This window comes from Desulfovibrio sp. X2 (assembly GCF_000422205.1).
In the GTDB taxonomy this organism is placed as follows: Bacteria; Desulfobacterota; Desulfovibrionia; order Desulfovibrionales; family Desulfovibrionaceae; genus Alkalidesulfovibrio.
In genome coordinates this window covers 79042-105940 of the sequence record NZ_ATHV01000064.1, presented here as the reverse complement: position 1 = coordinate 105940, position 26899 = coordinate 79042, and the positions used below count along the sequence as shown (strand labels likewise).

22 protein-coding genes are annotated in these 26899 nt (G+C 68.2%); 19 read left to right on the top strand and 3 right to left on the bottom strand.

The window, feature by feature from the left end:
- The first annotated feature begins 11 nt into the window (after window positions 1-11).
- The 3 genes from hypA (at window position 12) to DSX2_RS14560 (ending at window position 1889) form a co-directional block, all read left to right on the top strand.
- Window positions 12-380: a hydrogenase maturation nickel metallochaperone HypA gene (hypA, locus tag DSX2_RS14570; RefSeq protein WP_020881763.1), complete on the top strand. Its 369-nt coding sequence runs from the start codon at window positions 12-14 to the stop codon at window positions 378-380.
- Window positions 377-916 (top strand): 4Fe-4S dicluster domain-containing protein, encoded by a 540-nt coding sequence (locus tag DSX2_RS14565; RefSeq protein ID WP_020881762.1) that lies wholly within the window; start codon window positions 377-379, stop codon window positions 914-916. The genes hypA and DSX2_RS14565 overlap by 4 nt, the downstream gene beginning before the upstream one ends.
- A 415-nt stretch (window positions 917-1331) precedes the next feature.
- Window positions 1332-1889, top strand: coding sequence for a hypothetical protein (locus DSX2_RS14560; RefSeq protein WP_020881761.1), 558 nt, complete (start codon window positions 1332-1334; stop codon window positions 1887-1889).
- Window positions 1890-2006: 117 nt separating this feature from the next.
- On the opposite strand, the gene DSX2_RS14555 is transcribed toward DSX2_RS14560, so the two are convergent.
- Window positions 2007-3647 (bottom strand): PAS domain S-box protein, encoded by a 1641-nt coding sequence (locus DSX2_RS14555; protein ID WP_020881760.1) that lies wholly within the window; start codon window positions 3645-3647, stop codon window positions 2007-2009.
- Window positions 3647-5719 carry a response regulator gene (locus DSX2_RS14550; RefSeq protein WP_020881759.1) on the bottom strand — a complete coding sequence of 691 codons (2073 nt, stop codon included), beginning with the start codon at window positions 5717-5719 and terminating at the stop codon, window positions 3647-3649. Before DSX2_RS14550 ends, DSX2_RS14555 begins: the two co-directional genes overlap by 1 nt.
- A 389-nt stretch (window positions 5720-6108) precedes the next feature.
- On the opposite strand from DSX2_RS14550, the gene DSX2_RS14545 reads away from it, so the two are divergent.
- From DSX2_RS14545 to DSX2_RS14525, 5 genes are all read left to right on the top strand, one after another.
- Entirely contained in the window at window positions 6109-6771 is a 663-nt protein-coding gene (locus DSX2_RS14545) for an ATP-binding cassette domain-containing protein (RefSeq protein ID WP_035042781.1), read from the top strand.
- A gap of 21 nt (window positions 6772-6792) precedes the next feature.
- Window positions 6793-8016, top strand: a complete 1224-nt coding sequence (locus DSX2_RS14540; protein ID WP_020881757.1) for an ABC transporter substrate-binding protein — start codon at window positions 6793-6795, stop codon at window positions 8014-8016.
- A gap of 1 nt (window position 8017) precedes the next feature.
- The gene (locus DSX2_RS14535; RefSeq protein WP_020881756.1) at window positions 8018-9700 is read left to right on the top strand and encodes an ABC transporter permease; all 1683 of its coding nucleotides are present in this window, start codon (window positions 8018-8020) and stop codon (window positions 9698-9700) included.
- 113 nt (window positions 9701-9813) lie between these two features.
- The gene (locus tag DSX2_RS14530; protein ID WP_020881755.1) at window positions 9814-11295 is read left to right on the top strand and encodes a sensor histidine kinase; all 1482 of its coding nucleotides are present in this window, start codon (window positions 9814-9816) and stop codon (window positions 11293-11295) included.
- Window positions 11280-12734 carry a sigma-54 dependent transcriptional regulator gene (locus DSX2_RS14525; protein ID WP_020881754.1) on the top strand — a complete coding sequence of 485 codons (1455 nt, stop codon included), beginning with the start codon at window positions 11280-11282 and terminating at the stop codon, window positions 12732-12734. The genes DSX2_RS14530 and DSX2_RS14525 overlap by 16 nt, the downstream gene beginning before the upstream one ends.
- 925 nt (window positions 12735-13659) lie before the next feature.
- Here DSX2_RS14525 and DSX2_RS14520 read toward each other — a convergent pair.
- Complete coding sequence (locus DSX2_RS14520) at window positions 13660-13926, bottom strand: hypothetical protein (protein ID WP_020881753.1); 267 nt, start codon at window positions 13924-13926, stop codon at window positions 13660-13662.
- Window positions 13927-14241: 315 nt separating this feature from the next.
- Here DSX2_RS14520 and DSX2_RS14515 point away from each other — a divergent pair, with 315 nt between their 5' ends.
- From DSX2_RS14515 to DSX2_RS14465, 11 genes are all read left to right on the top strand, one after another.
- A complete protein-coding gene (locus DSX2_RS14515) occupies window positions 14242-14610 on the top strand; it encodes a response regulator (protein WP_020881752.1) in 369 nt (122 codons plus the stop codon).
- 18 nt (window positions 14611-14628) lie between these two features.
- The gene (locus tag DSX2_RS14510; protein ID WP_020881751.1) at window positions 14629-15090 is read left to right on the top strand and encodes a response regulator; all 462 of its coding nucleotides are present in this window, start codon (window positions 14629-14631) and stop codon (window positions 15088-15090) included.
- A 132-nt stretch (window positions 15091-15222) separates the two neighbouring features.
- Window positions 15223-16470 carry a sulfite exporter TauE/SafE family protein gene (locus DSX2_RS14505; RefSeq protein WP_020881750.1) on the top strand — a complete coding sequence of 416 codons (1248 nt, stop codon included), beginning with the start codon at window positions 15223-15225 and terminating at the stop codon, window positions 16468-16470.
- Window positions 16471-16474: 4 nt separating this feature from the next.
- Window positions 16475-17185, top strand: coding sequence for a hypothetical protein (locus DSX2_RS14500; protein WP_020881749.1), 711 nt, complete (start codon window positions 16475-16477; stop codon window positions 17183-17185).
- Window positions 17186-17209: 24 nt separating this feature from the next.
- Window positions 17210-19900 (top strand): PEP/pyruvate-binding domain-containing protein, encoded by a 2691-nt coding sequence (locus DSX2_RS14495; RefSeq protein WP_020881748.1) that lies wholly within the window; start codon window positions 17210-17212, stop codon window positions 19898-19900.
- Between the two features lie 552 nt (window positions 19901-20452).
- Window positions 20453-20725, top strand: a complete 273-nt coding sequence (locus tag DSX2_RS14490; protein WP_020881747.1) for an RNA-binding protein — start codon at window positions 20453-20455, stop codon at window positions 20723-20725.
- Window positions 20726-20822: 97 nt separating this feature from the next.
- On the top strand, window positions 20823-22658 hold the full coding sequence (gene typA, locus DSX2_RS14485) for a translational GTPase TypA (RefSeq protein ID WP_020881746.1): 1836 nt from the start codon (window positions 20823-20825) through the stop codon (window positions 22656-22658).
- 64 nt (window positions 22659-22722) lie between these two features.
- A complete protein-coding gene (locus tag DSX2_RS14480; protein WP_152512973.1) occupies window positions 22723-23556 on the top strand; it encodes a GGDEF domain-containing protein in 834 nt (277 codons plus the stop codon).
- A gap of 10 nt (window positions 23557-23566) precedes the next feature.
- Window positions 23567-24079, top strand: a complete 513-nt coding sequence (locus DSX2_RS14475) for a peptidylprolyl isomerase (protein WP_020881744.1) — start codon at window positions 23567-23569, stop codon at window positions 24077-24079.
- A 151-nt stretch (window positions 24080-24230) separates the two neighbouring features.
- Entirely contained in the window at window positions 24231-26126 is a 1896-nt protein-coding gene (locus DSX2_RS14470) for a CocE/NonD family hydrolase (protein ID WP_020881743.1), read from the top strand.
- A 205-nt stretch (window positions 26127-26331) separates the two neighbouring features.
- On the top strand, window positions 26332-26838 hold the full coding sequence (locus DSX2_RS14465) for a C40 family peptidase (RefSeq protein WP_052014806.1): 507 nt from the start codon (window positions 26332-26334) through the stop codon (window positions 26836-26838).
- Window positions 26839-26899 lie beyond the last annotated feature (61 nt).

Below are 26899 nucleotides of genomic sequence, written 5' to 3'. Positions count from 1 at the left end.
AGGACAGGGCCGTGCACGAGTCCGCCATCGTCGCAGGCATCATGCGCATCCTCGAGGACGAGGCATGCCGCCACGGCGTGGCCCGCATCACGCGGGTCCGCCTGCAGGTGGGGCTGCTCGCCGCCGTGGAGGAGAGGACCCTGTCCGCCTGTTTCGACCTCTATGCGGCCGGGACCGTGGCCGACGGCGCCGAGCTCTCCTGCGAGACGACGCCCATGCACGGCCGCTGCCGCGTCTGCGGCAAGGAATGCGAACTCACGCGGCGCCATTTCGCCTGTCCCGCCTGCGGAGCGGCCGAGCTCGACCTCTCGGGCGGGCATGAACTGACCATCGCCGCCATCGAAGCCCAACCACAGCCCCAGCAAGGAGTCCGCCCATGAGCGCCCAGGATGCCCGCAACAGCAGCGAGCCCTACGTCATCGAGGCCGAGGTCGAGAAGTGCAAGGCCTGCCGCAAGTGCGAGCTCGCCTGCATCGCCTCGCACAACAACCTGACCATCAAGGAGGCGGCCAAGAAGCGCGGCGTGTTCGCGCCGCGGGTGCACGTGGTCAAGACCGACAGCGTGAAGATGCCGGTGCAGTGCCGCCAGTGCGAGCACGCGCCCTGCGCCCGCGTCTGCCCCACGCGCGCCCTGGTGCAGGAGAACGGCCGCGTGGTCATGCGCGCCCAGTACTGCGCCGCCTGCAAGCTGTGCATCATGGCCTGTCCGTACGGGGCCATCAGCCTGTCCTTCATCGGCCTGCCCGAGGAGGACGACGAGGGGCATCTCTACGGCCGCGAGGTGGCGGTGCGCTGCGACCTCTGCTCCGAATGGCGCGAGCGCGAGGGCAAGGCGTCCTGCGCCTGCGTCGAGGCCTGCCCGGCCAAGGCGCTGCACATGGTTCCGCTTTCCCGCTATCGCGCCTTGCACGCCTAGGTGCTGTTCCAAGTCTATGTGTACGGCCTGATTGGGAAAAACATAACGAGCCGCGCTCGTATGGCGTATGTGCTGTATGAGCGCGGCTTTCGTGTTTTTGCACTGAAAACACTGTTCATAAAAAATACTTAATTCAATAGTGCAATATTTTTCAAAATAAATGTTTTATTACAATGAATTGCGCGTAAATTTGGCAAGATTTAGTCCGTAACGGCTCAAAAATAATGGTTGCACTCGAATTTGACGGTCGTTATATCTTTCACATGGCTGATCGGTTGATCAGTCAGCCGCTTCGGGTACCCCTCCGCCGATAAGGCGACGGGAACGGCGGTCCGAAGCGTCAGGCAAGGGGACCGCCGAAGTACGGCCGATTCCGCGAAGCGGAGCCGGCCTGCCACAGAGAAGGAGATGTGACATGCAACTCGTGTTCGACACCAGAGGGCATTGTTGCGATTTGGCGCTTCATCCGGTTTCCGAATCCACGGCGAACAAGATGCGCAGACTCGGTTCCGGTGTATACAAGCAGAAGTATGTGAATTGGTGGCGCAAGGGAAACACGTGCACCTGCGGCATGCGTCTCGACGACGACCTGCTGCTCAAGGTGACCCTCGACGGCAAGCCCGTCTCGTTCGACGAGTCCGAGCTCATCAAGGACGCGATCGAGATCCGGCGCCGCATGTACCTCGAGAGCAAGGCGAGCTACCTGTGCGTGCTCGGGTACGACAACGAGCCCTGCGGCTGCGTGTGGAAGTGGAGCGACGTGTCGGAGTTCGATCCGGCCAAGTTCAGCTTCCAGGTCCAGAAGTGGGACAGGATCATGGGCGAGCCCCACTACTTCATCCTGGACAACGTGCTCTACGACGGCAGGTTCGCCGACGAGCACAGCTGGTGTGACAGCAAGGGCTTCGACCTGATCGCCCCCATCGTCATCGATCTTGCTGACGTGCGCCGTGAGGTGGCAGTGGGCCGCTGAAGGCGCCTTTCGTCCGGTTCCCCGGGGAGGAGGGCTTCGGCCCTCTTCCCCGGTTGGACGCCTCCCCCCTTCGATCTTCCCCCGATCCTTCCCCCGATTCTTTCTCCGGATTTTCCCTCAGATCTTCTTTTCCGCTTTTCCCGCGGCCGCAGGCAGGCGGATGAGGAAACGCGCCCCGGTTTGCGGAGTCGCGCCGCCGGAAGCGCCGCCGGACGCGCCGTCGTGCGCGGGTATGGGAGCGGCATCGGGCGGCAGCACCTCTATGCGCCCGCCGTAGTCGCTGACGATGCCGTAGGAGATGGACAGCCCGAGCCCGGTGCCCTTGCCCGGGTCCTTGGTGGTGAAGAAGGGCTCGAAGATCTTTTCGCGCAGGTGCGCGGGCACGCCGGGACCGGTGTCGCTCATGAGCACCCGCACCTCGCCTCCCGCCACCTCGGCCGCGATCTCGATCCGCTTTCCCGCGGCCGGGTCCTGGGCGCAGCGCGTCTCGATGGCGTCGCGCGCGTTGAGCAGAAGGTTGATGACCACCTGCTCCAGCCGGTTCATCTCCGCCTCCACGGGCGGCAGGTAGGCGGGCAGGCGGAAGTCCACACTGATGCCGCGCAGGGCGAACTGCTCGCGGAAGATGCCGAAGGCCCTCTTCAGCACGCCGCCCACGTCCACGGCCTCGCGCCTGAGGTCCGACTTGCGGCCGAACTCCCGCACGTGGTTGATGAGCCCGGAGGCGCGGTCGATCTGCTCGTTCATCAGCTCGGCCACGGTGCGCAGCTGCTCCCGGTCCAGCTCCCCGCCCTCGCGCAGCTTGCGCAGGATGAGGTCCACGCCGGTCTGGATCACGGTCAGGGGCTGGTTCAGCTCGTGGGCCATGCCCGTGGCCATCTCGCCCACCGTGGCCATCTTGCCCGCCTGGATGAGCTGGCGCTCGATCTCCAGGCGCTTGGTGATGTCCGTGGTGGCCGCGAGCAGCACCTCGGTTCCGGCGTAGGCGCATCGGGCCAGGCGGATGGTGGCGAAGAAGACGCTGCCGTCCCCGCGCACCTGCCGCGCCTGGTTGATCATCCCGGGGCGGCGGAGCGTGGCGGAATGGCGGGCGGCCTCGTCCATGGGAAAGAGCGAGAGGAAGGAGCGGCCCAGAAGCTCCTCGCGCGAACGGCCGTAGTTGGTCATGCAGCGGTCGTTGCACTCGCGCACGGCCAACGTCTCGGGATCGAGCAGGAAGACGCAGTAGGGGATGTTGGAGAAGATGGCGTGGTACTTCTCCTCGGAGTGGGCGAGCTCCTCCTCGAGCCGCTTGCGCGGGGTGATGTCCAGGCACATCTTGATGGCCGCCACGGTGCGGCCTTCCTCGTCGGCCACGGGCGCTGTGGTGACGATCCAGTGGCCCCTGGTCCCGTCCTTGTAGGTGCCGATCTCCTCGCGGGTGTGGAACCGGCCGTCCGCGAAGGTCTCGCCCACCGGACAGACCGCGCAGCGCCTGGCGCGGTGGTGGAAGGCCTCGTAGCAGTGGCGGCCCGGCGCGCTCCCCAGGCAGGCATCGAAGGTGCGGTTGGTCTTGACCACGCGGAACTCGCGGTCGATGACCGCCACGAGGCAGGGCACGCCCTCGAAGATGTTGCGGTACATGGCGTCGCTCATCTCCATCCCGCCCTCTCCGAGCGTCCCGGGCGCGATGTCGATATCCGCGTCGGTATTCGCGTCGATGCCCGCTCCGGTATTCGACGACGGGGCCTCGGCCTTCGGGGCCTGGCGCGCGCTCATCAGGCCTCCCCGGCCGCGGCGCCGTCCCCGGCCCGGCCGAGCGGGGCGCAGTCCTGCGCTGCGCCCGGGCCGTCGGCCCGGAAGCGGGGCATGGCCACGTGCACCACGGTGCCCTTGCCGGGCGCGGACTCCACGCGCAGCCGCCCGCCGTGCTGCTCGACCACGTGGCCCGCGATGTAGGTGCCGAGCCCCGTGCCCTTGTGTCCCTTGGAGGAGAAGAAGAGGGTGAACATCTTCTCGCGCGTCTCGCGGTCCATGCCCACGCCGTTGTCCATGATCTCGAAATAGACGGACTCCTTGTCGCCGCCCACGCGAAGCCGCAGGCTGCCCGGCCCGTCGCCCGGCTTCTCGGCGCAGGCGTCCACGCCGTTCTCGAGCAGGTTCACGAGCGCGGCGGAAAAGGCCACGTCGTCCACCTCGAAGGCCCCGAGACCGCCGTGTCCAGCCGGACCGTCCGTCCTGGCCGGGAGTTCGAGGGAGAAGCGCACCCCGGCGCGCTCGGCCCTGGGGCCGATGATCGAGGCCACGTCGCGCGCGAAGGCGCCGACCTCCACGGACTGCAGGTTCAGGGAGCGCGCCTTGGCGTAGGAGAGGATGTCGAGGACCATGTGCCGCACGCGCGCCATCTTGTCCTTGACAGTTCCCCATCCGTCCGCGACGAGCGCCAGATCGTCCCTGGCGAGCCCCTTGTCCACGCGGTACATGCCGCCGTCCAGCGCGGTCAGCAGGCCCTTCACGCCGTGGGACATGGAGCCGATCATCAGGCCGATGGAGGAGAGGTGGTCCTGCAGCTTGCGCAGCTGCGTGATGTCCGTGGCCATCTCCATGACCTGCACGATCTCGCCCGCGGTGTTGCGGATGGGCGAGGTGCGGATGAGCACGTTGATGGGCCGGTCCTCGCGGTCCGTGACCACGGTCTCGAGCTCCACGGTGTGGCCCTCCTTGAGCGTGCGGTGCACCAGGCACTCGTCGCAGGGCCGCTCGCGGTGCTTGTAGACCTGGTAGCAGCGTTCGCCGATGCCCTCGCCGAAGTGCTCGCGGAACATCTTGTTGGACTCGACCAGGGTGTACTTGAGGTCGTGTATGGAGATGAAGGCCGGGGACGCCTCGAAGATCTCCTGGTATTTCTGCTGCGCGGCCTTGAGCTCGTCCTGCAGGCGGCCGACCTCGGTGACGTCCACGGAGAACTCGATGACGAACTCGGGCTCGCCGTCGCGGCCCGGGATGGGAGCGGTGTGGACCATGACCTGGATCTCCCGGCCGTCCTTGTCCAGGACCACCTCGCGGCTCTTCTGGCCGCGGCCGGTCTGCAGCGCCATCCACACCGGGCAGCCGTTGCCCTTGCCGTCGCGCCCGGAATAAACCTCCCAGGAGTTGCGTCCGATCATGTCGCCCAGCCGCTCGCGGTAGAGGCGGTTGGAGGCGATGATCTCGAGATACCGGTTGTGCACCGAGACGAAGCAGGGCAGGTCGTTGAAGCACGACGGCCCGGCGCTCTCGCGCGCCTCGGCGTCGGCGTTCACGGACTCGGTCACGGACTGGGTGACGTCCGAGAGGCCGGACATGAGGCTCTCCACGGCGCTGCCCACGGCGCGCTCGCGCTCGAGCTCGAGGAGGCGGGCGGACTTCTCCTGCACCAGGCGCTCCAGGTCCTCGGTGTGCGCGGCGATCTGCCGCCGCATGGCCTGCTTCTCGAAGGCGCGGCGCAGGGCGATCTGCAGGATCTCGTCCTTGATGGGCTTGGTCACGAAGTCCACGGCCTCGAGCTGCAGGCTCTTGATGGCCAGCTCGAGGTCGCCGTGGCCCGAGAGCATGACCACCTCGGTGTCCGGATTCTCGTCCTTCACGCGACGCAGAAGCTCGATGCCGTCGGGCCCGGGCATCTTGATGTCCGTGAGCACGACGTCGGGCGCGAATTCCCGGAACGTGGCCAGCCCCTCGTCGAAGCTCGATGCCGTGCGCACGTCGTAGCCGCGGTCCTTGAGGCTCAGGGAGAGCATGGTGCGGATGGCGGGCTCGTCGTCCACCAGGAGGAGGCGTCGCCGCGTGGCCTTGTCGTTCATGTCCGTCATTCCGCTTCCTCGCGCAGTCCGTTTCCGTCGCAGGGTCCCTGTCTGCCGGGCGGCCGTGCCGGATCACGCCCATGCCGTGTCTCTATCGAACACGGCCGGAGTATAGACGTCTTTCCTCCGCTTGACCAATCCCGCGACTTGGGAAAAACCGGCAAAAAGACGGTCCGCAGGTCTGCCGACGAAACATCCGCGCCCGTTTTGGGGAGGCTGCGGAACCCGCCGCCCGAGCGCCGGACGCCGGGAGGGCGGGCAGGTACGCGGTCAGGCGGGTGCCTCGTGTTGTCAGCTGCGGCGGGAGCGTGTATTTTCGATATGATGAAGGCCAGCGCACGTATCTCCTCCAGCCTCGGCAGGCGCCGGGGCCAGGCCCCCGCATGCCCCGCGCCGCGATGAACGCAAGCGAAACGGGGGAGACGCGCGGCCTGGCGCTTTACGGCGTGCGCCTGGCGCTCGGTGCGACCGTGCTCGTGGACGGGCTGGATCTCGTCGTTCCGCCCGGCGCCATCGTGACCCTCATGGGACCGAGCGGCGCGGGCAAGTCGAGCCTCCTGGCCCATCTCTGCGGCGCGCTCGCCCCGGCCTTCGCGGCCTCGGGCACCGTCCTCCTCGACGGGCGAAGCCTCGACGGCCTGCCGCCGGAGCGCCGACGCCTGGGCATCCTGTTCCAGGACGACCTCCTCTTTCCGCACATGAGCGTGGGCGAGAACCTGCTCTTCGCCCTGCCGCGCGGCTCACGGGCAGGGCGCCGGGAAAAGGCCGAGCAGGCCTTGGCCGAGTGCGGCCTCGAGGGCTTCTTTCCGCGCGACCCGGCCACGCTTTCCGGCGGGCAGAGGGCGCGCGTGGCGCTCATGCGCGCGCTGCTCTCCGAGCCGAGGGCGCTGTTGCTGGACGAGCCCTTCTCCAAGCTCGACGCGACGACGCGGGCGGGCTTTCGCGATTTCGTCTTCGGCCACGCCCGGGCGCGCGGCCTGCCCACGCTGATGGTCACCCACGACCCCTCGGACGCCGAAGCCGCCGGGGGCGAGGTCCTGCATCTCCAACCCGGTCCCTGACCCCAGCCCATGGAGGTTCCCATGCGCCGCCTCGCACGTCTCCTGCTCCCGGTCCTGCTCCTCGCCGCGACCGTTTTCGCCGCAGGCCCGACCCCGGCCGCACCCGCTGAAGACGCGAGCTGGCAGGCCGTCGTGGCCCGGGCCAAGGGCCAGACCGTCTACTGGAACGCCTGGGCCGGTTCCGAGGCGACCAACGACTACATCGACTGGGTCTCGCGCCAGGTGGCCGAGCGCTACGGCATCCACCTGCGCCACGTGAAGATCTCCAACACGGCCGAGGCCGTGGCCCGCATCCTGGCCGAGAAGAGCGCGGGCAAGATGCGCGGCGGCTCCGTGGACCTCATCTGGATCAACGGCGAGAACTTCCTGAAGATGAGGGAGAACGGCCTGCTCTACGGCCCCTTCGCGGACCGGCTGCCCAATGCCAAATACCTCGACTACGCCGAGAAGCCGACCATGCATTTCGACTTCACCGTGCCCGTGGACGGCATGGAGTCGCCCTGGGGCGCGGCCCAGGTGGTCTTCCTGAACGACAGCAGGCGCCTGCCGGACCCGCCGCGCTCCATGCCCGAGCTCCTGGCCTGGGCCAAGGCCCATCCCGGCCGCTTCACCCACCCCCAGGTGCGCAACTTCATGGGCTCCACCTTTCTGAAGCAGGCGCTCTACGAGCTGGTCGAGGACAAGTCAGTGCTGCAGAAGCCCGCGACGAGCGGGAATTTCGCCAAGGTGACGGCGCCGCTGTGGGCCTGGTACGACCAGCTGCGGCCGAACCTCTGGCGCCAGGGGCGGCAGTTCCCGGAGAACGCCACGGCAGAGGACCAGCTCCTGGCGGACGGCGAGGTGGACATGAGCCTCTCGTTCCAGCCCGGCGAGGCCTCGAACCTCATCCAGAGCGGCCAGCTCCCGGACACGGTGCGCACCTTCGTGATGCGCGGCGGGACCATCGGCAACACCCACTTCGTGGCCATCCCGTTCAACTCCTCGGCCAAGGAGGCGGCCATGGTCGTGGCCGACTTCCTGCTCTCGCCCGAGGCCCAGGCCAGGAAGCAGGACCCGCGCGTGTGGGGCGACTACACCGTGCTCTCCATGAAGAAGCTCTCGCCCGAGCAGCGCGCCCTGTTCACCTCCCTGCCGCGCGGAGTGGCCACGCTGAGCCCGGAGGAGCTGGGCACGCCCCTGCCCGAGCCGCATCCCTCGTGGATGAACATGATCGTCGCCGAGTGGGAGCGGCGGTACGGCGGCTAGGATGCTCAGGGCGGCCCCCTGGCTCACGCTCGGGATCTTCCTGCTGCCCGTGGGCGCGGGGCTTTTCGGCACGCTGCTCCCGGCGCTCGGCTGGTTCCCCGCGCTCGGCGCGCGCGGGCTCGGCCTCGCCGAGTTCGTCCGCCTGTCGGCCATGCCCGGCATCTGGCGCGCGGCCGTGCTCTCGCTGCTCACCGGCCTGCTGACCGCGCTCCTCTCGCTTGGCATCACCGCCCTGGTCTGCGCCCGGGCGCACGGCTCGCGCCTCTTCCTCCGCCTGCAGGCGAGCCTCGCGCCCATGCTGGCCGCGCCCTACGCAGCGGTGGCCATCGGCTTCGCCTTCCTGGTCGCGCCGAGCGGGCTCTTCGCGCGCCTGCTCTCGCCCTGGCTCACGGGCTGGGCCGTGCCGCCGGATCTGCTCGTGGTGCACGACTCCTGGGGGCTCTGCATGGTCGCGGGCATGCTGCTCAAGACCGTGCCCTACCTCCTCTTCATGACCATCGCCGCGCTGGACCAGGTGCGGGGGGCGGAGGGCATGGCCGTGGCCCGCAGCCTCGGCTACGCCGGGCCCACGGCCTGGCTGCGCGTGATCTTCCCCCAGGTCTACCCGCAGATCAGGCTGCCGGTCTACGCGGTCCTGGCCTTCGCCATGTCCGTGGTGGACGTCGGCATCATCCTCGGGCCGACCACGCCGCCGACCCTGTCCGTGGCCGTCTACAGGCTCTTCACGGACCGCGACATCAATCTCATCCTGCCCGCCTCGGCCGGGGCGCTGGCGCAGCTCGCCCTGGTGGCGGGCGCGGTGCTCCTGTGGCGACTGTGCGAGCGGCTGGCCGCGACGCGGCTGCGCGGTTTCCTGACCTCTGGCCGCAGGGGCCGGGCGGGGAGGGCAGGGGGAGCCGCCGTGGGCGGTCTGGCCGGGCTGCTCTGGGGGCTCTTCGGCCTGGGCATGCTGGCCCTGGTGCTCTGGTCCTTGGCCGGGTCGTGGTGGTTCCCGGACACCCTGCCCGGGAAATGGAGCCTGCGCATCTGGCAGCGCACCCTGCCGGACCTCGGCTGGCCGGTCTGGAACACCCTCGCGGTGGGGCTCCTGTCCACCGGCCTTTCCCTGGCCCTGGTCCTCGGCTGCCTGGAGAACGAGGCGCGCCACGGCCTGGCCCCGGCCGCGCGGCGCACCATGTGGTTGCTCTACGTGCCGCTCCTCGTGCCGCAGATCGCCTTCCTCTTCGGGCTGCAGACCTTCTTCGTGCGCCTGCGCCTGGACGGCACGCTCGTCGCCGTGGCCTTCAGCCACACACTCTTCGTGCTGCCCTACGTCTTTCTCTCCCTGGCCGATCCCTGGCGCGCCCTGGACGAGCGCTACGTCCGCTCCGCGGCCTGCCTGGGCGCCTCGCCCGGCCGCATCTTCTGGCGCGTGAAGCTGCCTCTGCTCGCGCGGCCCGTGGCCTTTGCCGCGGCCGTGGGCTTCGCCGTGTCCGTGGCCCAGTATCTGCCCACGGTCTTCGCCGGAGCAGGGCGGCTGCCCACCCTGACCACCGAGGCCGTGACCCTGGCCTCGGGCGGCGACCGCCGGGTGGCCGGGGTCTACGCCCTGGCCCAGAGCGCGCTGCCCCTGGCCTTCTACGCCCTGGCCATGTCCGCCGCCGCGCGCAGGCGAAGCGCGCGCCGCGTCCTGCGTCCTGCCTGATGGCCCGCGGACGAGGGCGCGAGCTCGGGCGCGGCCTTGTGCTTCGGGGCGGGGCGGGCTAAAGACGCACGATCGGGGTCCGAAAGAGGCCAACGCCAACCGGTCCGGGAGACATGAAGCAACGCCGCCGCGCCCAGAAGCACTTCTTCGACCTGCGCACGAACATCGTCCTGCTCCTGATCGGGCTCGTTGCCGTGACCCTGGCCTGGGCCGGGGCCACGCTGTGGCACGTGCAGCACGACGCGGCCCTGGTGGCCGACCTGGCCGAGCGCGACGCGCCCGCCCTGTCCGCGGCCCAGAACCTGCGCCGGGTGCTCGCGGGCATGGACGCCGAGGCCGCCGAGGCCGGACCGGGCTCGCTCACGCGCATCCGCACCCTGCGCGCCACCTTCGAGGCCTCCCTCGAGCAGGTCAGGAACCTCGCCGGGCAGGGCGCGAGGCGCGAGCTGCTCGGCCGCATCGAGACCGAGTGGCAGCGCTACGTCTACGCCGGTGAGCAGCTCGGCGACCCCGATCCCGTCGAGCGCGAGCGCGCCCGCCGCGAGGCCCACGCCATGGCCGGGCGGCTGGACGAGCTGTGCCGCGTCCTGGTCACAGGGCTCACCGACGACGTGGCCGCGGCCGGGGCCACCTGGCAGCGCCGCGCGCACATCGCCGCCGTGCTCTCCTGGATCGCCGTGCCGGTCGCGGTCCTGCTCTGCCTCTCCCTGGCGCTCCTGCTCTTCCGCCGCGTGCTCGGCCCCATCCGCTCCATCGCGCTCAAGTCCGGGGCGGAGGACTCCGCCCAGGCGCTCGAGGACGAGATCCAGGCCCTGGGCAACCGCCTGGCCGATCTCGCGGCCAGCGTGGACAGCACCCACTCGAAGCTCGTGGAGAGCCGCGAGCACCTGATGCAGAGCGAGAAGCTGGCCCTGGTGGGCAAGCTCGCCGCGGGCGTGGCGCACAGCATCCGAAACCCGCTGACCTCGGTGAAGATGCGCCTCTTCTCCCTGGAGCGCGGCCTGGACCTGCCGCCCGTGCACAAGGAGGACTTCGAGGTCATCTCCGAGGAGATCCGCCACCTCGACACCATCATCCGAAACTTCCTCGAATTCTCCCGCAGGCCCAAGCTCAAGATCGTGCCCGTCAGCCCCTCGGACGTGGTGGACATGACCGTGGAGCTCCTGCGCCACCGCCTGGAGTCGCACGGCGTCACGGTCACCGTCGAGCGCGAGGAGCGTCTGCCCGCGGTGGAGGGCGACCCGGACCAGCTGAAGGAGGCCCTGGTCAACCTGATGCTCAATTCCTGCGAGGCCATGCCCGGCGGCGGGACCATCTCCCTCGTCGAGGAGGCGGGCTTCATCGAGCCCGTGGGCGACGTGGCCATCGTGACCCTCGCGGACACCGGCCCGGGCATCCCGGCGCACCTGCGCGAGAAGATCTTCCAGCCCTTCTTCAGCACCAAGGAGGAGGGCACCGGCCTCGGGCTTCCCATCGCCAGGCGCATCCTCGAGGAGCACAAGGGGTGGCTCCATCTGAAGGGCGGGGACGGGCACGGCGCCGCGTTCGTCATGGTCCTGCCCAGCAGGGAGAAGGCGGGATGGCGAAGATCCTGATCGTTGACGACGACGCCCAGCTCCGCCTCTCCTTCGAGCGCCTGCTCGCGGCCGAGGGGCACGAGGTGCTGGCCGCCTCCTCGGGCGAGGCCGGGATCGAGGCCGTGAAGGCCGAGCATCCGGAGCTCGTGGTCATGGACGTGCGCATGCCCGGCATGAACGGGCTCACGGCCTTCCAGAAGATGCGCGGTATCGACGCGCGCCTGCCCGTGATCGTCATGACCGCCTACGGCACCACCGAGACGGCCATCGAGGCCATCAAGATGGGGGCCTTCGACTACATCCTGAAGCCTTTCGAGATCCCGGCCATCCTGGCGCTCATCGGCCAGGCCCTGGAGTCGGCACGGCTCATGCGCGGCAAGGTCGCCATGAACGGAGCGGCCGGAAACGGCGCCGCGCCCGAGGGCGACGCGCTGATCGGCAAGAGCCCGGCCATGCACGAGGTCTACAAGGCCATCGGCCGGGTCGCGGCCACGGACGCCACGGTGCTCGTGCGCGGCGAGTCCGGCACGGGCAAGGAGCTGGTGGCCAGGGCCGTGTACCAGCACAGCCAGCGCGCCGACCGGCCCTTCGTGGTCATCAACTGCGTGGCCATCCCCGAGACGCTCCTCGAATCCGAGCTCTTCGGCTACGAGAAGGGCGCCTTCACCGGAGCCGCCACCCGCCGCGTGGGCAAGATCGAGCAGGCCAACCACGGAACCATCTTCCTGGACGAGATCGGGGACATGCCCGTGAACATCCAGGCCAAGCTGCTGCGCCTGCTGCAGGAGAGAACCATCGAGCGGCTGGGCGGGCGGCAGTCCGTGGGCGTGGACGTGCGCATCATCGCGGCCACCAACCGCGACCTGGAGGCCGCCGTGGCCGAGGGGCGCTTCCGCGAAGACCTCTACTATCGCCTGAAGGTCGTAACCCTCTCCCTGCCGCCCCTGCGCGAGCGCCTCGAGGACGTGGGGCCGCTGGCCGAGTATTTCCTGGCCCGCTTCGCGCGCGAGATGCGCATGGACAACCCCGGCCTGACCCCGGATGCCGCCTCACTGCTCACGGCCCAGACGTGGCCCGGCAACGTGCGCGAACTGGCCAACACCGTGCAGAAGACGCTCATCTTCAACCGGGGCGCGCCCATAAGCCGCAGCGACGTGTCCGCGGCCCTGGGCGCGACCGTCGCCGGACACGAGCCGGGCGGCGGGAGCGGCGCGACGGGCGCGGCCGATCCGGCCCTGCGCGAGTGGGTGCGCGCCGGACTCGCGGGTTACGACGGGCACGCTGCCTTCGAGGACCTGATGGACGCCGTGGCCCGCGAGCTGGTGCGCGAGGCCCTGGACATCTGCGAGGGCAACCGCACCCGCGCCGCCCGTCTCCTCGGCCTCACCCGGCCCACGCTCCTGGCCAAGATGGACAAGTACGGCCTCAAGGTGAAGGCCACGGTCTCAGACCGCTGAAAAAGCGCCATCTGCTGCGTTGCTGCGGAAAGCCCGAACCCTCGCGTATGGGGAATACGCGTCGGGCTCGGACTTTCCTTGCGCCTTGCATCTGGTGCTTTTTGAGCGGTCTGAGCGGGGAGGGCTGGGCGCCAGGCGGCTTTTTCGGCTTTCCACGCCCAGGCGGCCTGTGTTTCTTGCCTGGGCGTGCCATGAGCGGAGCGGGTCGAGGCTCAGCCCCGCGCCGGGAGGGTCCAGGGAGGGGGCGTGCAGCTCCTTCCCTGGCCGCCGGAGGCATCTCCATGCGACCGCTGAAAAAGCGCCATCCGCTGCGTTGCTGCGGAAAGCCCGAACCCTCGCGTATAGGGAATACGCGTCGGGCTCGGACTTTCCTTGCGCCTTGCATCTGGTGCTTTTTGAGCGGTCTGAGCGGGGAGGGCTGGTCGCCAGGCGGCTTTTTCGGCTTTCCACGCCCAGGCGGCCTGTGTTTCTTGCCTGGGCGTGCCATGAGCGGAGCGGGTCGAGGCTCAGCCTCGCGCCGGGAGGGTCCAGGGAGGGGGCGCGCAGCCCCTTCCCTGGCCGCCGGAGGCATCTCCATGCGACCGCTGAAAAAGCATCATCCGCTGCGTTGCGGCGAAAAACTCGAACCCTCGCGTATGCGGAATACGCGTCGGGCTCGAGTTTTTCTTGCGCCTTGCGTCTGACGCGTTTTGAGCGGTCTGAGTGAAAGGGCTGAGCGTCCGGCAGCTTTTCTCGGACTTCCAGGTGCAGGCAATCAGTGTTTTGGGAGTCAGGGAACCATGAGCAATGAGGGATGGAGGTTCCGCTTCGTGCGGAAGGGCTGGAGAGGGCACCGTCTCTCCCCGGAATCTCTCGGATCTCCGTAAAAGCGCCGTCTCCTGAGGTGCACGGGCCAGAGGATGCAGACCATGGCTTTCCGGGAAAGCTACCTCGGCCAGACCATTACGACGTGGGCGAGCGTGCCGTGTTTCCTGCCCGGTCCTTCGTCCCAGCAGTCGGTCGTCGTGCAGATACCCCCGTCCCGGATATCGACGATGGAATGACCGGCTCCCAGTACGGCCGCCTTTGCCTCTTCGAGCGTCTTGACGGGGGCAAGGCGCGCTATCTCGACAAGATATCCGCCGAGAAAGTCTTCTTGAGCTGCAACGATGACCACAGGCAGCGACCTTTTCCCCCCTGTCGCGTCTTCCATCGAGCCCTCCTGCCGTTCGTGGAGTGCGTATCCGCCACACCGGCAAGCGTTTATATGATGAATTCATAATTATAGCATATGGTATTCATGTTTCCTTTTCTGAAGAAACAGTAAGGTTTTCATGTTTAGTCCACTTCTTTGCCGAACCGTAAAAAAAGCTGACACCTCCTCCAGCCTTTCTCGATTCCCTCAGTCTCGGTCGTGAATCTCCGGGCCCCCGTTTCGTGGGGGCTCGCGGGAAAGGGCCGCGATCCTCCGTCCTGGCACGAAGGTTGCCTTTCTCCTCTCCGGACGACGCGCAGCAAGGAGAGTCAGGTGGTCAGCATCCTCATCGTGGACCGCAACCCGCACGTGCGGGAATTTCTGCGCCGCGAACTCGCGGGCCGGGGGTACCACATCCTCGCGGCCGGGAGCGGCGAGGAGATGCTGGACGCGCTGTCCGCCTCGTCCGGTCCGCGCGTGGTCGTCATCGATCCCGATCTGCCGGACCAGGCCGGGCTGCCGCTCCTTAGGCGGCTCGCCCGGGAATTCCCGGGCGTGCGGGTCGTGGTCCACGCCCATGCCGGGGATGCCGGGCTGGAGTTGGCGGGCACGGATGTGGTGGTCAAGAACGGCCGCACGGACAATCTGCTGGACGCGGTCTCGCGGGCCGCTGCGCGGAGCGGCGGTCCGGCAGCCGTCTGAAACAGGGGGGAGCGACGCATGAACGCCGAAACGGAGCCGAAGGTCCTTCTGGTGGACGACGAGCAGGACTTCCTGGAGGTCCTGCAGAAGCGTCTGCAGCGGCGCGGAGTGACGGTGCTCGCCGCGCACGACGGCGCCGAGGCCCTCGCCCTGCTGCCCGCCTACGACGTGGATGTGGTCGTTCTCGACGTGAAGATGCCGGGCATGGACGGCATGACCGTGCTCTCCCGCATCAAGGCCGGGCGGCCGGAGGTCGAGGTGATCATGCTCACCGGGCACGCGGAGATCGAGGCGGCCATGCAGGGCCTGGAGCAGGGCGCCTTCGACTATCTCATGAAGCCCGTGGAGATGGACCATCTCTTCTACAAGATCCAGGACGCGTACAAGCGCAAGCTCCTGCGCGCCCAGGACCGTGAAGAGCGGGCCGCCTCGCGGGAATCCCGCCCGGACGGGCCGCAGGGCGCGGACCGGGGCGTCTAGGAGGCGGCATGGAGACGGGCATGGAGAGGAAATGTTTCTGAAAGACGGTCCGGGGCGGCGCAGGCCGTGCCGGACCGGCATGAACTTGGGCGAGAACTGGTTCCGGTGGCTTCAACACATGAGGGTGAACGCATGAGTTTCCCGAGAAAGGTCTTCGAATTCCTCAAGGAAGCGAGCATCGCGCACGCGAAGTGGGACATGGAGGTCTCCACCTCCATCATCAAGAACAGGAAGAAGCTCCTCATCCTGGCGCTTCTCTGCCTGCCCATCCTCGCGGTCTCGTTCGCGGGCGCGGCGGACATGATCGGCGGCAAGCACGCCTACGCGCCGTCGTTCTACACCACGCAGATCTTCCTGGTGTCCATCGCCGTGGGCCTGGCCGCGGGGCTCATCACCGGCTGCATCGGCGCGGGCGGCGGCTTCATCATCACCCCGGCGCTCATGGCTGCGGGCGTGAAGGGCATCCTGGCCGTGGGTACGGACCTCTTCCACATCTTCGCCAAGGCCATCATGGGCACCACGGTGCACAAGAAGCTCGGCAACGTCTCGGGCAAGCTGGCCGTGGCCTTCCTGGTGGGCTCCATCGGCGGCACGTTCATCGGCGGCGCCATCAACAAGGGGCTCTACGACAAGAACCCGCTGCTCTCGGACATGTTCATCAGCGTGGTCTACGTGCTGCTCCTGGGCTTCCTCGGCTTCTACGCCCTGTTCGACTTCTTCGCGGCCAGCCGCGCGGGCGGCGGGGGTGACGCGCACGGCGGCGCCTCGGGCACCACGCGGCTCGCCTCCAACCTGCAGAACATGAAGGTGCCGCCCATGATCACCTTCGACGAGGACCTTGTGCCCGGCGGCAAGCGCATCTCCGGCTGGGTCGTGGCCGCGGGCGGCTGCATCGTCGGCATCCTGGCGGCGGTCATGGGCGTGGGCGGCGGCTTCGTCACCTTCCCCATGTTCGTCTACATCTTCGGCGTCTCCTCCATGACCACCGTGGGCACGGACATCCTGCAGATCATCTTCACCGCGGGCGCGGGCGCCATCGCCCAGTACGCCATCTACGGCTTCGTCTTCTACACCCTGGCCATGGGCATGCTGCTCGGCTCGCTGCTCGGCATCCAGGTCGGCGCGCTGACCACCAAGGTGGTCAAGGGCATCCACATCCGCGGCTTCTACGCCATCTCGATCATCGCGGGCTTCATCAACCGCGCGGCCTCGCTGCCCAAGAAGCTCGTGGAGATGGAGTACCTGAGCTGGTCGCCCAGCCTGTGCTCGAACATCGAGTTCGTGGGCAACATCGTCTTCTGGGTGGTGGTCGCCATCTTCGGCATCTGGGTCCTGGGCAAGTTCTTCGGCAACGTCGGCAAGCTGCGTCAGGAGGCGTAAGGATATGGCTAGGAACAAGAGCAGTCTTGCAAAGGGCATCTTCCTGCTGGTGACCTTCGTGGTCCTCTTCGCGGTGATCCTCATGCCCGTCTTCGGCCAGGGCCGCAACGGACTGGAATATTCCGACGAGCTCTTCAACAAGCTCTCAAAGGGCTCCTCCTACTTCATCCCCGAAGTCAGGGAAGGCGTGGCCCCTCTCGCCGATTCCCAGGTGAGCGTGACCGTCTCCCTGAAGAAGCCCGAGAACGCGGGCAAGGCCGTCGGCCTGCTGCAGAAGGCCGGGCTCACCGCCTCGGTCCAGGACGGCAAGGTCGTGTACAGCGGGAATCTCGGCACCGTCCTGAACCGGGTGATCAAGGACTCGGACGACCTCTACCACGACGACGCCCAGAAGCTGACCGACTTCTACGGCATGGACGGCATGGCCGCGGCCAAGCTCTGGTTCGAGGTGCTCTCCGGCTCGATCAAGCCGCTGCAGAAGCAGAAGATGAACAAGGAGGCCAACGCCATCAACCTGGTGCTGCAGAAGGCGCTGGAACCCGGCTACAACTTCTACGGCATCCCGGCGGAGAGCGTCAGCTCCAAGGCCGGCGCCCTGATTGGACTTCTGGTCTTTTATGTGGTCTACACGCTGTGGTACGGCTTCGGGATTTTCGAGCTCTTCGAAGGGATCGGGCTGTCCATGAAGAAGTCCAAGAGCAAGGCGGAAGTCTAGCACCATGCCGCGCCGCATGAACGCATGAAGGCACTGCGGCGCCTGTGGAAGCTCCTGTTCCCGGGAGACCCCGACGAAGGGGTCTCCCGGGAGGGAGCCGAAGAGCTTCGCGCGGCGTTTCGCGCCCGCTACCACGATTTCAAGCTCCTCCTGACAGCGCACGGCCAGTTCCTGGAGAACATGGCCGCAGTGGAAGAGGCCCTGCAGAGCGCCACGCCCTTCGGCATGGAGCTGGTGCGGGGCCTGGGCGTGGCCGCGGCCACGGGCGTCTTCCGCATGATCCGCCTGCTCGCCGTCCTGGTCCCGGGGCGCTACGGCGAGCTCGAGCAGCGCTTCTCGGCCATCCGCGAGCAGCTCGCCCCCATCCTTTCTCCTCCGCTTCCCGATGATCCGGCTTCCGGCGCCGGGGCTGCCGACTGGGTCCTGCCCCTCGCCGGGCTCACCCGCCGCCGCTCCGGCATCGCGGGCTTTCCGGCCGCGTCCGTGGGCGAGATCGCGGCGCGGCTGCCCGGCCTCGTGCCGCCCGGTTTCGTGATCACGGCCGCGGGCTTTCGCGCCTTCATGGCGCATGAGGGGCTGCAGGCCGAGATCGATCGCCGCATCCAGGCCGCGGGTGCCAGGCGGCCTGACGAGCTGGCCGCCCTGTCCGAGGACCTGCGCGCCCTGATCGTGGCCGCGCCGCTTCCTTCCGAGCTCGCATCGGCACTGGCCGAGGCCTGCGAACGGATCGCCGCGGAGCAGGAAACGGCCGCCTCGCCCCTGCGCCTCTCCCTGCGCGGCGAGGCCGTGGTCGAGGCCGCGGCGGGAGCGGCCCTGGTCGGCCACGAGCGCACCATGCTGAACGTGCACCCTGACCAGGCCGCCACGGCCTTCAAGGAGCTGGCGGCCAGGAAGTTCGGCCCTCTGGCCATGGCCGCGCGCCTGGTGCGGGGGCTGCGCAACCGCGACGTGTCCATGGTCGTGACCGTGCAGGCCATGACCGGGGCGCGCGCGGGCGGCGTGCTGCTCACTCGCGTGCCGCGAAACGGCGGGGCCGCCGCGGCGGGCGATGCCGGGGCAGGGGAGGGGACAGGGGAGGAGATGCTTCTGGCCGCGGCCCTGGGTCTGCCGGACGCAGTCACCGAGGGCACTTCCGACGCGGACACCTATCTCCTGGCCCGCGGCGCGGCCGGGGCCGAGGCGTCCATCCTTTCCCGCTCCGTGCAGCACAAGGCGGGCAAGTTCGTCTGCGATCCCGAGCGGGGCCTGTGCCGCATGCTGACCACGGACGGCGAGGCGGACCTGCCCGCCCTCGCGGACGGCGAGATCATCGAGCTTGCGCGCATCGGGCGCGAGGTGGAGGGTCTTCTGGGCGCGGCCGTGGAGCTCGAGTGGGTACTCGACGAGTCCGGCCGCGTGAGCCTGCTGCACTGCCGCCACCTGGGGCTTCGCGCGCGGCATGGCCCGCCGGGCGGCAAGCCGCGCGTCCTGCCGTCCGGCTGCGAGACCCTGCTTCAGGGCGGGGCCACGGCCTCGCCCGGCCTTGCCGGGGGCAGCGTGCACGTGGTCGAGAGCGCCGAAGGGCTGGTGGATTTTCCCCCGGGGGGCGTGCTGGTGGCGGCCTCGGCCGATCCGCGCCTGGCCGCGCTGCTGCCCTCGTGCGCCGCCGTGGTCACACAGACCGGCGCGGCCACGAGCAGGCTCGCGGGCATCTGCCGCGAGTGGGGCATCCCCGCGCTCATGGGCGTTGCCGGGGCCACGACGCAGCTTGCCCAGGGCGAGGAGGTGCTGGTGGACGCGGACGAGCACGCCGTGCGCCGCGCGCGGCCGGACGCCTGCCCGGTGGAGGCGGCGAGGCCCACGCGAAGCCCGCTGCTCGGCAGCCCGGTGCACGAGGCGCTCGTCTGGGCCGCCGACCTGATCATCCCGCTTTATCTCACGGATGCCGGGTCCGCGGATTTCTCCCCGTCCAGCTGCCGCACCCTGCACGACATCGCCCATTTCGTGCACGAGACCTCGGTGGAGCAGATGTTCTCCTTCTGCCAGTCGCACGATTTCGCCCAGGCCAAGAGCCGCCGCCTGGTCTGCCAGGTGCCCATGCAGTTCTGGGTGGTCAACCTGGACGACGGCTACTGGCGCGACGAGCCGGGCGACACCGTGCGCCTCTCGAACATCGCCTCGCTGCCCATGCTGGCCCTGTGGAAGGGGATGATGGCCGTGCCCTGGGGCGGGCCTCCCGGGGTCAATCCCCGCGGCTTCCTCTCCGTGGTCTTCGAGGCCACCACGAACCCGGAGCTCGATCCGGTGGCCGGGTCGCAGTACTCGGTGAAGAACTATTTCATGATCTCGCGCAACTTCTGCTCCCTGCAGTCGCGCTTCGGGTTCCACTTCTGCTCCGTGGAGGCCCTGGTCGGAGAGCGCGCTGTGGAAAATTACGCGGCCTTCCGTTTCGAGGGCGGGGCCGCGAACATGGAGCGCCGCATGCGCCGCATCCATTTCATCGCGGGAATCCTGAAGGAGTTCGGCTTCGCCTCGGAGATCGTGGAGGACAGGCTCCTGGCCCGGGCCAAGGGGTTGCCGCAGCCGGTCATGGAGGAGCGGCTGGCCGTGCTCGGCTACCTCATCACCCACACCCGCCAACTGGACATGGTCATGACCGACATGGCCTCGGTCAAGGCCCTGCGCGCCCGCATGACCGCAGACCTCGCGCGGCTCTTTCCGCCCGAGGGGGCCTGACCGATTTTATCCACAGGGTGTGAATGTTGATGCCATGCAGCGAGGGCCATAGGCAGCGGGGCATTCTGACACGGGGCTGGCTGGAGGGGAGGGCTGCCTGCCCGGGAAGCCTGCTGCGAAGCTTCCGGAGGGCACTGGCCATGATGCTCCGGTCAAGCATACGTTCTGAACGTGCCCGGACATGCAGTTCCGTCGGCATGCCAAATTTTGTAGGCCCATTTTCCCATTGCTGTGAAGATGATGAAAGACGGTGCTCTGGTGTTCGTGGCCGCATGGTGCAGTGAAGCTGCATGCAGGGCTGCGGTTTTGCTTTCCAAGGTTGCAGGACATGAGGGAAATGGCCGCGAGGCAAGGGCTGCCGGTTTTTCTACTCGTTAAGTATGGAAAAAAGAACGCAATAAAAAAGGAGGCTCCGACGTTTTCCGCTTGCGGAGTGTTGGAAATTTGGCTACGGCACATTGTGCTTGCCGTTGCGTAAGTCGCGGTTGGGGCCACGGTTACCTGTTTCACTACTCAACTTTTCAATCATCATCACGCATCAGGAGTCTTTGCATGTCTACGTCCATTTATGTCGGCAATCTGCCCTTCAGTGCCTCCGAGGAGGACGTTCGACAGTACTTCGCCAGCTATGGCGAGGTCTTCAACGTGAAGTTCATTATGGACCGTGAGACGGGCAGGTTCCGTGGCTTCGGTTTCGTCGAGATGGACGAGGCCGCCGCCAAGGCCGCCATCGAGGCCCTCGACGGGAAGGAGTTCAATGGTCGTACGCTTCGTGTGAACGAGGCCAACCAGAAGAAGCCCGCCCGTCCGCGCCGCGACTACTAGCCCCGCGCCCCGATCTACCGACAGCCCCCGTCCCGCTTCGGTGGGACGGGGCTTTTTTCGTCTTACATCCGCCATTTAAACAGGATACTTTTCCGCCATGCGCAACGATTCCATTCGCAACATCGCCATCATTGCCCACGTCGACCACGGCAAGACCACCCTCGTCGACGCCATGTTCCGTCAAAGCGGCCTCTTCCGCGAGAACCAGGAGGTCGAGGACCGGGTCATGGATTCCATGGACCTGGAGCGCGAGCGCGGCATCACCATCGCCGCCAAGAACTGCTCCGTGACCTGGGACGGCGTGAAGGTCAACATTCTGGACACCCCGGGCCACGCCGACTTCGGCGGCGAGGTCGAGCGTGCCCTGTCCATGGTCGACGGCGCCATCCTGCTCGTGGACGCCTCCGAGGGGCCGCTGCCCCAGACCCGCTTCGTGCTCAAGAAGACGCTCGAGGCGCGGCAGAGGGTCATCGTGGTCATCAACAAGATCGACCGCAAGGACGCCCGTCCCCAGGAAGTGCTGAACGAGGTCTACGACCTCTTCATCGAGCTCGGCGCCAACGACGAGCAGCTCGAGTTCCCGCTGCTCTACGCCATCGGCCGCAACGGCGTGGCCATGCGCCAGATCGACGATCCCCAGGTGGACCTGAAGCCCCTTTTCGACACCATCCTGGCCGAGATCCCGGCCCCGTCCTACGACGAGAACGAGCCCTTCCAGATGCTCGTCTCCGACCTCGGCTACTCCGACTTTCTCGGCCGCCTGGCCATCGGCAAGGTCTTCCACGGCCGCGTCGGCGCGGGCGAGCGGCTCATCTGCGTGGGCGAGGGCGACGTCAGGAAGGCCCTGCGCGTGACCCGGCTGCAGTCCTACGAGGGCATCCGCCTGCGCGACGCCTCGAGCGCCGAGCCCGGCGACATCGTGGTCCTTTCCGGCATCGAGGACGTGCACATCGGCGACACCATCACCGTGGAGAACGGCGGCAAGGCCCTGCCGCGCATCTCCGTGGACGAGCCCACGGTGTCCATGAAGTTCACCATCAACACCTCGCCGCTCGCCGGACGCGAGGGCAAGCAGCTGACCTCCTCCAAGCTGCGCGAGCGGCTCGTGCGCGAGAGCCTGTCCAACGTGGCCATCCGCGTGGAAGAGGCCGACGGTCGCGACAGCTTCCTGGTCAAGGGACGCGGCGAGTTCCAGATGGCCATCCTCATCGAGACCATGCGCCGCGAGGGCTTCGAGCTCTGTGTCGGCCGTCCCGAGGTCATCTTCAAGCAGGACGCGCACGGCAAGCGCCTCGAGCCCATCGAGCGCCTCTACGTGAGCTGCAGCGAGGAGTTCACCGGCACGGTCACGGAGAAGCTGGCCCAGCGCAAGGGCCGCCTGACCAACCTGGTGAACCACGGCAACGGCCGCGTGCGCCTGGAGTTCAACGTGCCCTCGCGCGGCCTCATCGGCTACCGCGACGAGTTCCTCACCGACACCAAGGGCACCGGCATCATGACCTCGTATTTCGAGGGTTACGGCGAGTACCGCGGCGACTTCCCGACCCGCTACACCGGCTCCCTGGTGGCCGACCGCTCCGGCTCCGCCATCCCCTACGCCCTGTTCAACCTCGAGCCGCGCGGTCGCCTCTTCGTGGTCCCCGGCGATCCGATCTACGAGGGACTCGTGATCGGCGAACACAACCGCGAGAACGACATCGACGTCAACCCCTGCAAGGAAAAGAAGCTGACCAACATGCGGGCCTCGGGCAAGGACGAGAACGTCATCCTGACGAGCGTCGTGCCCATGACCCTCGAGCGGGCCATCAACTTCATCCGCGACGACGAGCTGGTGGAGGTCACGCCCGTGGCCATCCGCCTGCGCAAGGCCGAGCTCACCCAGTTCAAGCGGCACGCCCTGCGCGCGGCCAAGAAGAAGGAATCCGAGGCCTGATAAGGCCTTATGCACGGCGGGGGCGAGGATTGAGCCCCCGGGGGCTTTAGGCTATTCAGCATGAATGGAGCAACCTGAAGTCGACAGGACAGGACGGCGATTCCGCCAGGGACTCCTCCTCGGATTGGGGGCGTCCCTGGGCTGGGTCGTCGTCTGTTCCCTGCTCGGACTCTGGGATCAGGCGCAGCCCCTTTACCAGATCGTGCTCTTCGCCTATGTGACCCTCGGCGCGTTGGCCAGCTTCGGGAGCTTCGGCTATCTCGTGGGCCGGCACGAACAGCGCTTCGCCGAACTCTCGCTGGTGGACCATCTGACGCGGGCCTACAACACCCGCTACTTCCACGAGACGCTGAAGGCGGAGTTCGCCAACGCGGCGCGCTACGAGAGGCCCCTGGCCCTCATTCTCCTGGACCTCGACCACTTCAAGCAGGTCAACGACACCCACGGCCACCCCGCCGGGGACGAGGTGCTGAAGTCCGTGGTCGAGATCGTGCGGAGCCTGGTGCGGAGCGGCGACACCCTGGCCCGGGTGGGTGGCGAGGAATTCGCCGTGATCATGCCCAACTCCGACTCCGCGGCCGGATTCGCGCTGGCCGAGCGCATCCGGCTGCGCGTGAAGCAGCGGCCCGTGGCCCTGCCCGACGGCGGGAGGATCACGATCCGCGTCTCCGTGGGCGTGGCCGCCACGGACAAGATGGAAGTGGAAACGTTCACCGCGCTCTTCGCGGCGGTGGACGACGCCTTGTACGCGGCCAAGCAGGCAGGCCGGGACCGGGTGGTCGTGGCCGACCACTCGGGCGCGGCCCTTGCGGCCCTTGCGGACGACTCGCACGCAAGGACGGCGGAACAGGCTGAACAGGAAAACATCAAGCGCGCCTATGGCGCTATGGACGAATGAAGGAGTCATCATGGCCAATCCCTACGTGCTGCTCGAGACCTCGATGGGTGAAATCCTCGTCGAGCTTTTCGCCGACAAGGCCCCCAAGACCGTCGAGAACTTCCTCTCCTACGTGGACGAGGGTTTCTACGAGGGCACCATCTTTCACCGCGTCATCCGCGACTTCATGAACCAGGGCGGCGGATTCGACATGATGATGAAGGAGCGCCAGACCAAGGCCCCGGTGGCCAACGAGGCCTCGCCCGAGGTCCCGAACCTGCGCGGGACCATCGCCATGGCCCGGACCATGGAGCCGCACAGCGCCACGGCCCAGTTCTTCATCAACGCCAAGGACAACCACTTCCTGGACCGCCGCGGCGACACCCCCGAGACGTACGGCTACTGCGTCTTCGGCCGTGTCGAGGAGGGCATGGACGTGGTCGACAAGATCAACAAGCTGCGCACCAAGCGCTTCGGCTTCCACGATGACGTCCCGGTCGATCCGGTGACCATCCTCTCGGCCAAGCGTTTCGAGATGGAATAAAGCGGCCGCAGGCTGTATGGTCGCGTTATCGGCAAGGACATGCACGCGGGACTCGGGCCGGGCTGAGGCCCGGCCCGGCCGCTGCCCGCGTGCGCTGCAGCATCGTCCCGCCCCGCGGATTTCGCGCGGGAGAGGGTAGAGGGGAGCCCGCATGGCTCGGAAGCGTCTCTTCCTCCGGCTCCTGCTGCTGGCAGGCCTCCTGCTCGCGGGCGTCTGCGTCGCGGCCTGGCTGGCCGTGCGTCCGGCGCCCGTGCCGCAGCTCACGCCCGCGGAGAGCGCAGAACGCGCCGCCATCTTCGGCGGCCCCGCCGCGAGTCCGCCCGCGCTCTATTCCGGCGCGACCCGCACCTCGCCCACGCTGACCATGCGCGACGGCACGCGCATCGCCGTGGACCTCTGGCTGCCAGAGGGGCGCGGCCGGAAATCGCGCCTGCCCACGCTGCTCATGGCCACGCGCTACTGGCGGCGCGTCGGCCTGGTCTGGCCCTTCTCGCTGCTCGACCAGCCGCCCGAGGAGGTGCGTTTCTTTACGGCCCACGGCTACGCGGTGGTGCGCATGGACGTGCGCGGCACCGGGGCCTCGGGCGGCAGCCGCGCCTATCCCTGGTCGCCCGTCGAGCGCGAGGACACCCGCGAGGTCCTCGACTGGATCGTCTCCAAGGATTGGTCCAACGGCCGCGTGGCCACGCTCGGCATCTCCTACGCGGGCACCGCGGCCGAGTTCGCCGCCGCCCTGGGCGACCCCGCCCTGCGCGCGGTCATGCCCATGTTCAGCGTCTACGACGCCTTCTCGGACATCGCCTTCCCCGGCGGCGTGCGCAACGACCGCTTCATCTACAGCTGGGGCCAGGCCAACTCCATTCTGGACAGCGGGCACCTGCCGCACGGCACCCCCTGGTGGCTGCGCGCCGTGGTCACGGGACCGGCCCGCGCGGGCGGCGAGACCCCGGAGGAGCAGGCCGCGGACAGGAAGCAGCACGAGGCCAACGGCGACATCTACGCCAACGCCCTGAGCGTGACCTTCCGCGACGACGTGGCCCGGCCCGCAGGGATATCCATCGACGCCTTCAGCCCGCACGCCTTCCGCGCGGAGACCGAGGCCGCGCACGTTCCCTTCTACGTCTGGGCGGGCTGGTTCGACGGTGCCTATGCCGACGCCGCGCTCAAGCGCTACGCGAGCCTGCACGTGCCCCAGCGCCTGGTCATCGGCCCCTGGAACCACGGGGCCGCCGAGGCCGTGGACCCCATCACCCGCGAGAAGGGGATGCCGCCGAACGAGGCCGAGCGGCTCTTCGAGCGGCTGCGTTTTTTCGACCACTACTTGAAGGACGAAGGCCCCGCCCCGAAGAACGAGATCATCTACTACACGCTCGGCGGGGGCGGCTGGCGCCATACGGACGTCTGGCCTCCCGCAGGCACGGCCGAGCGCGTCCTGGGCCTGGGCCAGGACGGTGCCATGGTCTGGAATCCCGCTGACGCCAAGTCCGGGAGCAGGACCTACGCCGTGGACTTCAGCGTGGGAAGCGGGCCGCAGAATCGCTGGCACACGCAGCTCGGTCGCGACGACGTGGCCTACCCCGATCGCGCCTCGGTCGACGCGCGCCTGCTGGTCTTCGAGTCCGCGCCGCTGGCCGAGGCCACGGAGATCTCCGGCTGGCCGAGGCTCCATCTGCTGCTCGCCGCGTCGAGCGAGGACACGGCCGTGCACGCCTATCTGGAGGCCGTCTCGCCCAAGGGGCGCGTGGTCATGCTGAGCGAAGGCGTGCTTCGGGCGCTGCATCGCGCGGGCGTGTCCATGGGCGGCACGGGCAGGGCCTTCCTGCGCCGTGACGCCGCGCCCATGGTCCCGGGCAGGCCGGAGACGCTGGACGTGCGCTTCCTGCCCCTCTCCGCGGTTGTTCCCGCTGGCTGGCGCGTGCGCCTGGCCCTGGCCGGGGCGGACGCGGACCAGTTCGCCCGCGTCCCGCCTGTGGGCGAGGTCACCTGGACCGTGTTCACGGGCGGGGACAGGGGCTCGCGCCTCTACCTGCCCATCACGCCACAGTAGCCCGGTTCCGCATTTTTCCGACGATTCCCCGGCAATCCGCGCCACGTCTGCAGTGACAGCCGGACAGGCTCCTGCTATCTTCCCCGCCATGCAGCGTCCCGGCCGTCATGCATGCGCCCTCTTGCGGGCCCCTTCGTCCTGGCCTGCGTTGCTGTCGCTTCTCGTCTGCCTGCTGTGCTCCGCCTGCGCCTCGCACGCCCCGGAAATGCCCGAACCGGCGCCCGTGGCCGCGCCCGAGCCGCCCCCGCCCCCTCCGCCGAGTCCCGGTGAGCTCGTCGTCTCCACGGCTCGCTCGCAGATCGGCACCCCGTATGCCTATGCCTCCTGCTCCCCGGAGGACGGCTACGATTGTTCCGGTCTCGTCTGGTGGGTCTACCGCCAGAACGGCGTGGAGCTGCCGCGCACCTCGGGCGGCATTCTGTCCGGGGGGCGGCCCGTGGCCAAGAACGCGCTCGAGCCGGGCGACGTGGTCGTCTTCGACATCGGCAGGAAGGGCAAGGAGCTGCACGTGGGCATCTGGACGGGGGATGCGACCTTCGTCCACAGCCCGCGCAGCGGCGAGACGGTGCGCGAGGAGCCCATCGACATGACCTATTGGCGCCGCCGCTACATCGGAGCCAGGCGCTACCTGCCCGATCCCGCCCCTGCGCAAGGCTCGTCCGGCCTGCCTGATTCGGCTTCGGCCGCCGCTGCCGCGCCCGCCGCGCCTTGACCTGACCCGCCAAAGCCTCTAAACCCTCCCGAACGAATTTTCTTCGGCTACTATCGGAGGG

Bases quoted from the DNA above. Each gene is read 5' to 3' on its own strand.
- DSX2_RS14565 (WP_020881762.1), top strand. From the start codon at position 377: ATGAGCGCCCAGGATGCCCGCAACAGCAGCGAGCCCTACGTCATCGAG.
- DSX2_RS14560 (WP_020881761.1), top strand. From the start codon at position 1,332: ATGCAACTCGTGTTCGACACCAGAGGGCATTGTTGCGATTTGGCGCTT.
- DSX2_RS14555 (WP_020881760.1), bottom strand. From the start codon at position 3,647: ATGAGCGCGCGCCAGGCCCCGAAGGCCGAGGCCCCGTCGTCGAATACC.
- DSX2_RS14550 (WP_020881759.1), bottom strand. From the start codon at position 5,719: ATGACGGACATGAACGACAAGGCCACGCGGCGACGCCTCCTCCTGGTG.
- DSX2_RS14545 (WP_035042781.1), top strand. From the start codon at position 6,109: ATGAACGCAAGCGAAACGGGGGAGACGCGCGGCCTGGCGCTTTACGGC.
- DSX2_RS14540 (WP_020881757.1), top strand. From the start codon at position 6,793: ATGCGCCGCCTCGCACGTCTCCTGCTCCCGGTCCTGCTCCTCGCCGCG.
- DSX2_RS14535 (WP_020881756.1), top strand. From the start codon at position 8,018: ATGCTCAGGGCGGCCCCCTGGCTCACGCTCGGGATCTTCCTGCTGCCC.
- DSX2_RS14530 (WP_020881755.1), top strand. From the start codon at position 9,814: ATGAAGCAACGCCGCCGCGCCCAGAAGCACTTCTTCGACCTGCGCACG.
- DSX2_RS14525 (WP_020881754.1), top strand. From the start codon at position 11,280: ATGGCGAAGATCCTGATCGTTGACGACGACGCCCAGCTCCGCCTCTCC.
- DSX2_RS14520 (WP_020881753.1), bottom strand. From the start codon at position 13,926: ATGGAAGACGCGACAGGGGGGAAAAGGTCGCTGCCTGTGGTCATCGTT.
- DSX2_RS14510 (WP_020881751.1), top strand. From the start codon at position 14,629: ATGAACGCCGAAACGGAGCCGAAGGTCCTTCTGGTGGACGACGAGCAG.
- DSX2_RS14505 (WP_020881750.1), top strand. From the start codon at position 15,223: ATGAGTTTCCCGAGAAAGGTCTTCGAATTCCTCAAGGAAGCGAGCATC.
- DSX2_RS14500 (WP_020881749.1), top strand. From the start codon at position 16,475: ATGGCTAGGAACAAGAGCAGTCTTGCAAAGGGCATCTTCCTGCTGGTG.
- DSX2_RS14495 (WP_020881748.1), top strand. From the start codon at position 17,210: ATGAAGGCACTGCGGCGCCTGTGGAAGCTCCTGTTCCCGGGAGACCCC.
- DSX2_RS14490 (WP_020881747.1), top strand. From the start codon at position 20,453: ATGTCTACGTCCATTTATGTCGGCAATCTGCCCTTCAGTGCCTCCGAG.
- typA (WP_020881746.1), top strand. From the start codon at position 20,823: ATGCGCAACGATTCCATTCGCAACATCGCCATCATTGCCCACGTCGAC.
- DSX2_RS14480 (WP_152512973.1), top strand. From the start codon at position 22,723: ATGGAGCAACCTGAAGTCGACAGGACAGGACGGCGATTCCGCCAGGGA.
- DSX2_RS14475 (WP_020881744.1), top strand. From the start codon at position 23,567: ATGGCCAATCCCTACGTGCTGCTCGAGACCTCGATGGGTGAAATCCTC.
- DSX2_RS14470 (WP_020881743.1), top strand. From the start codon at position 24,231: ATGGCTCGGAAGCGTCTCTTCCTCCGGCTCCTGCTGCTGGCAGGCCTC.
- DSX2_RS14465 (WP_052014806.1), top strand. From the start codon at position 26,332: ATGCCCGAACCGGCGCCCGTGGCCGCGCCCGAGCCGCCCCCGCCCCCT.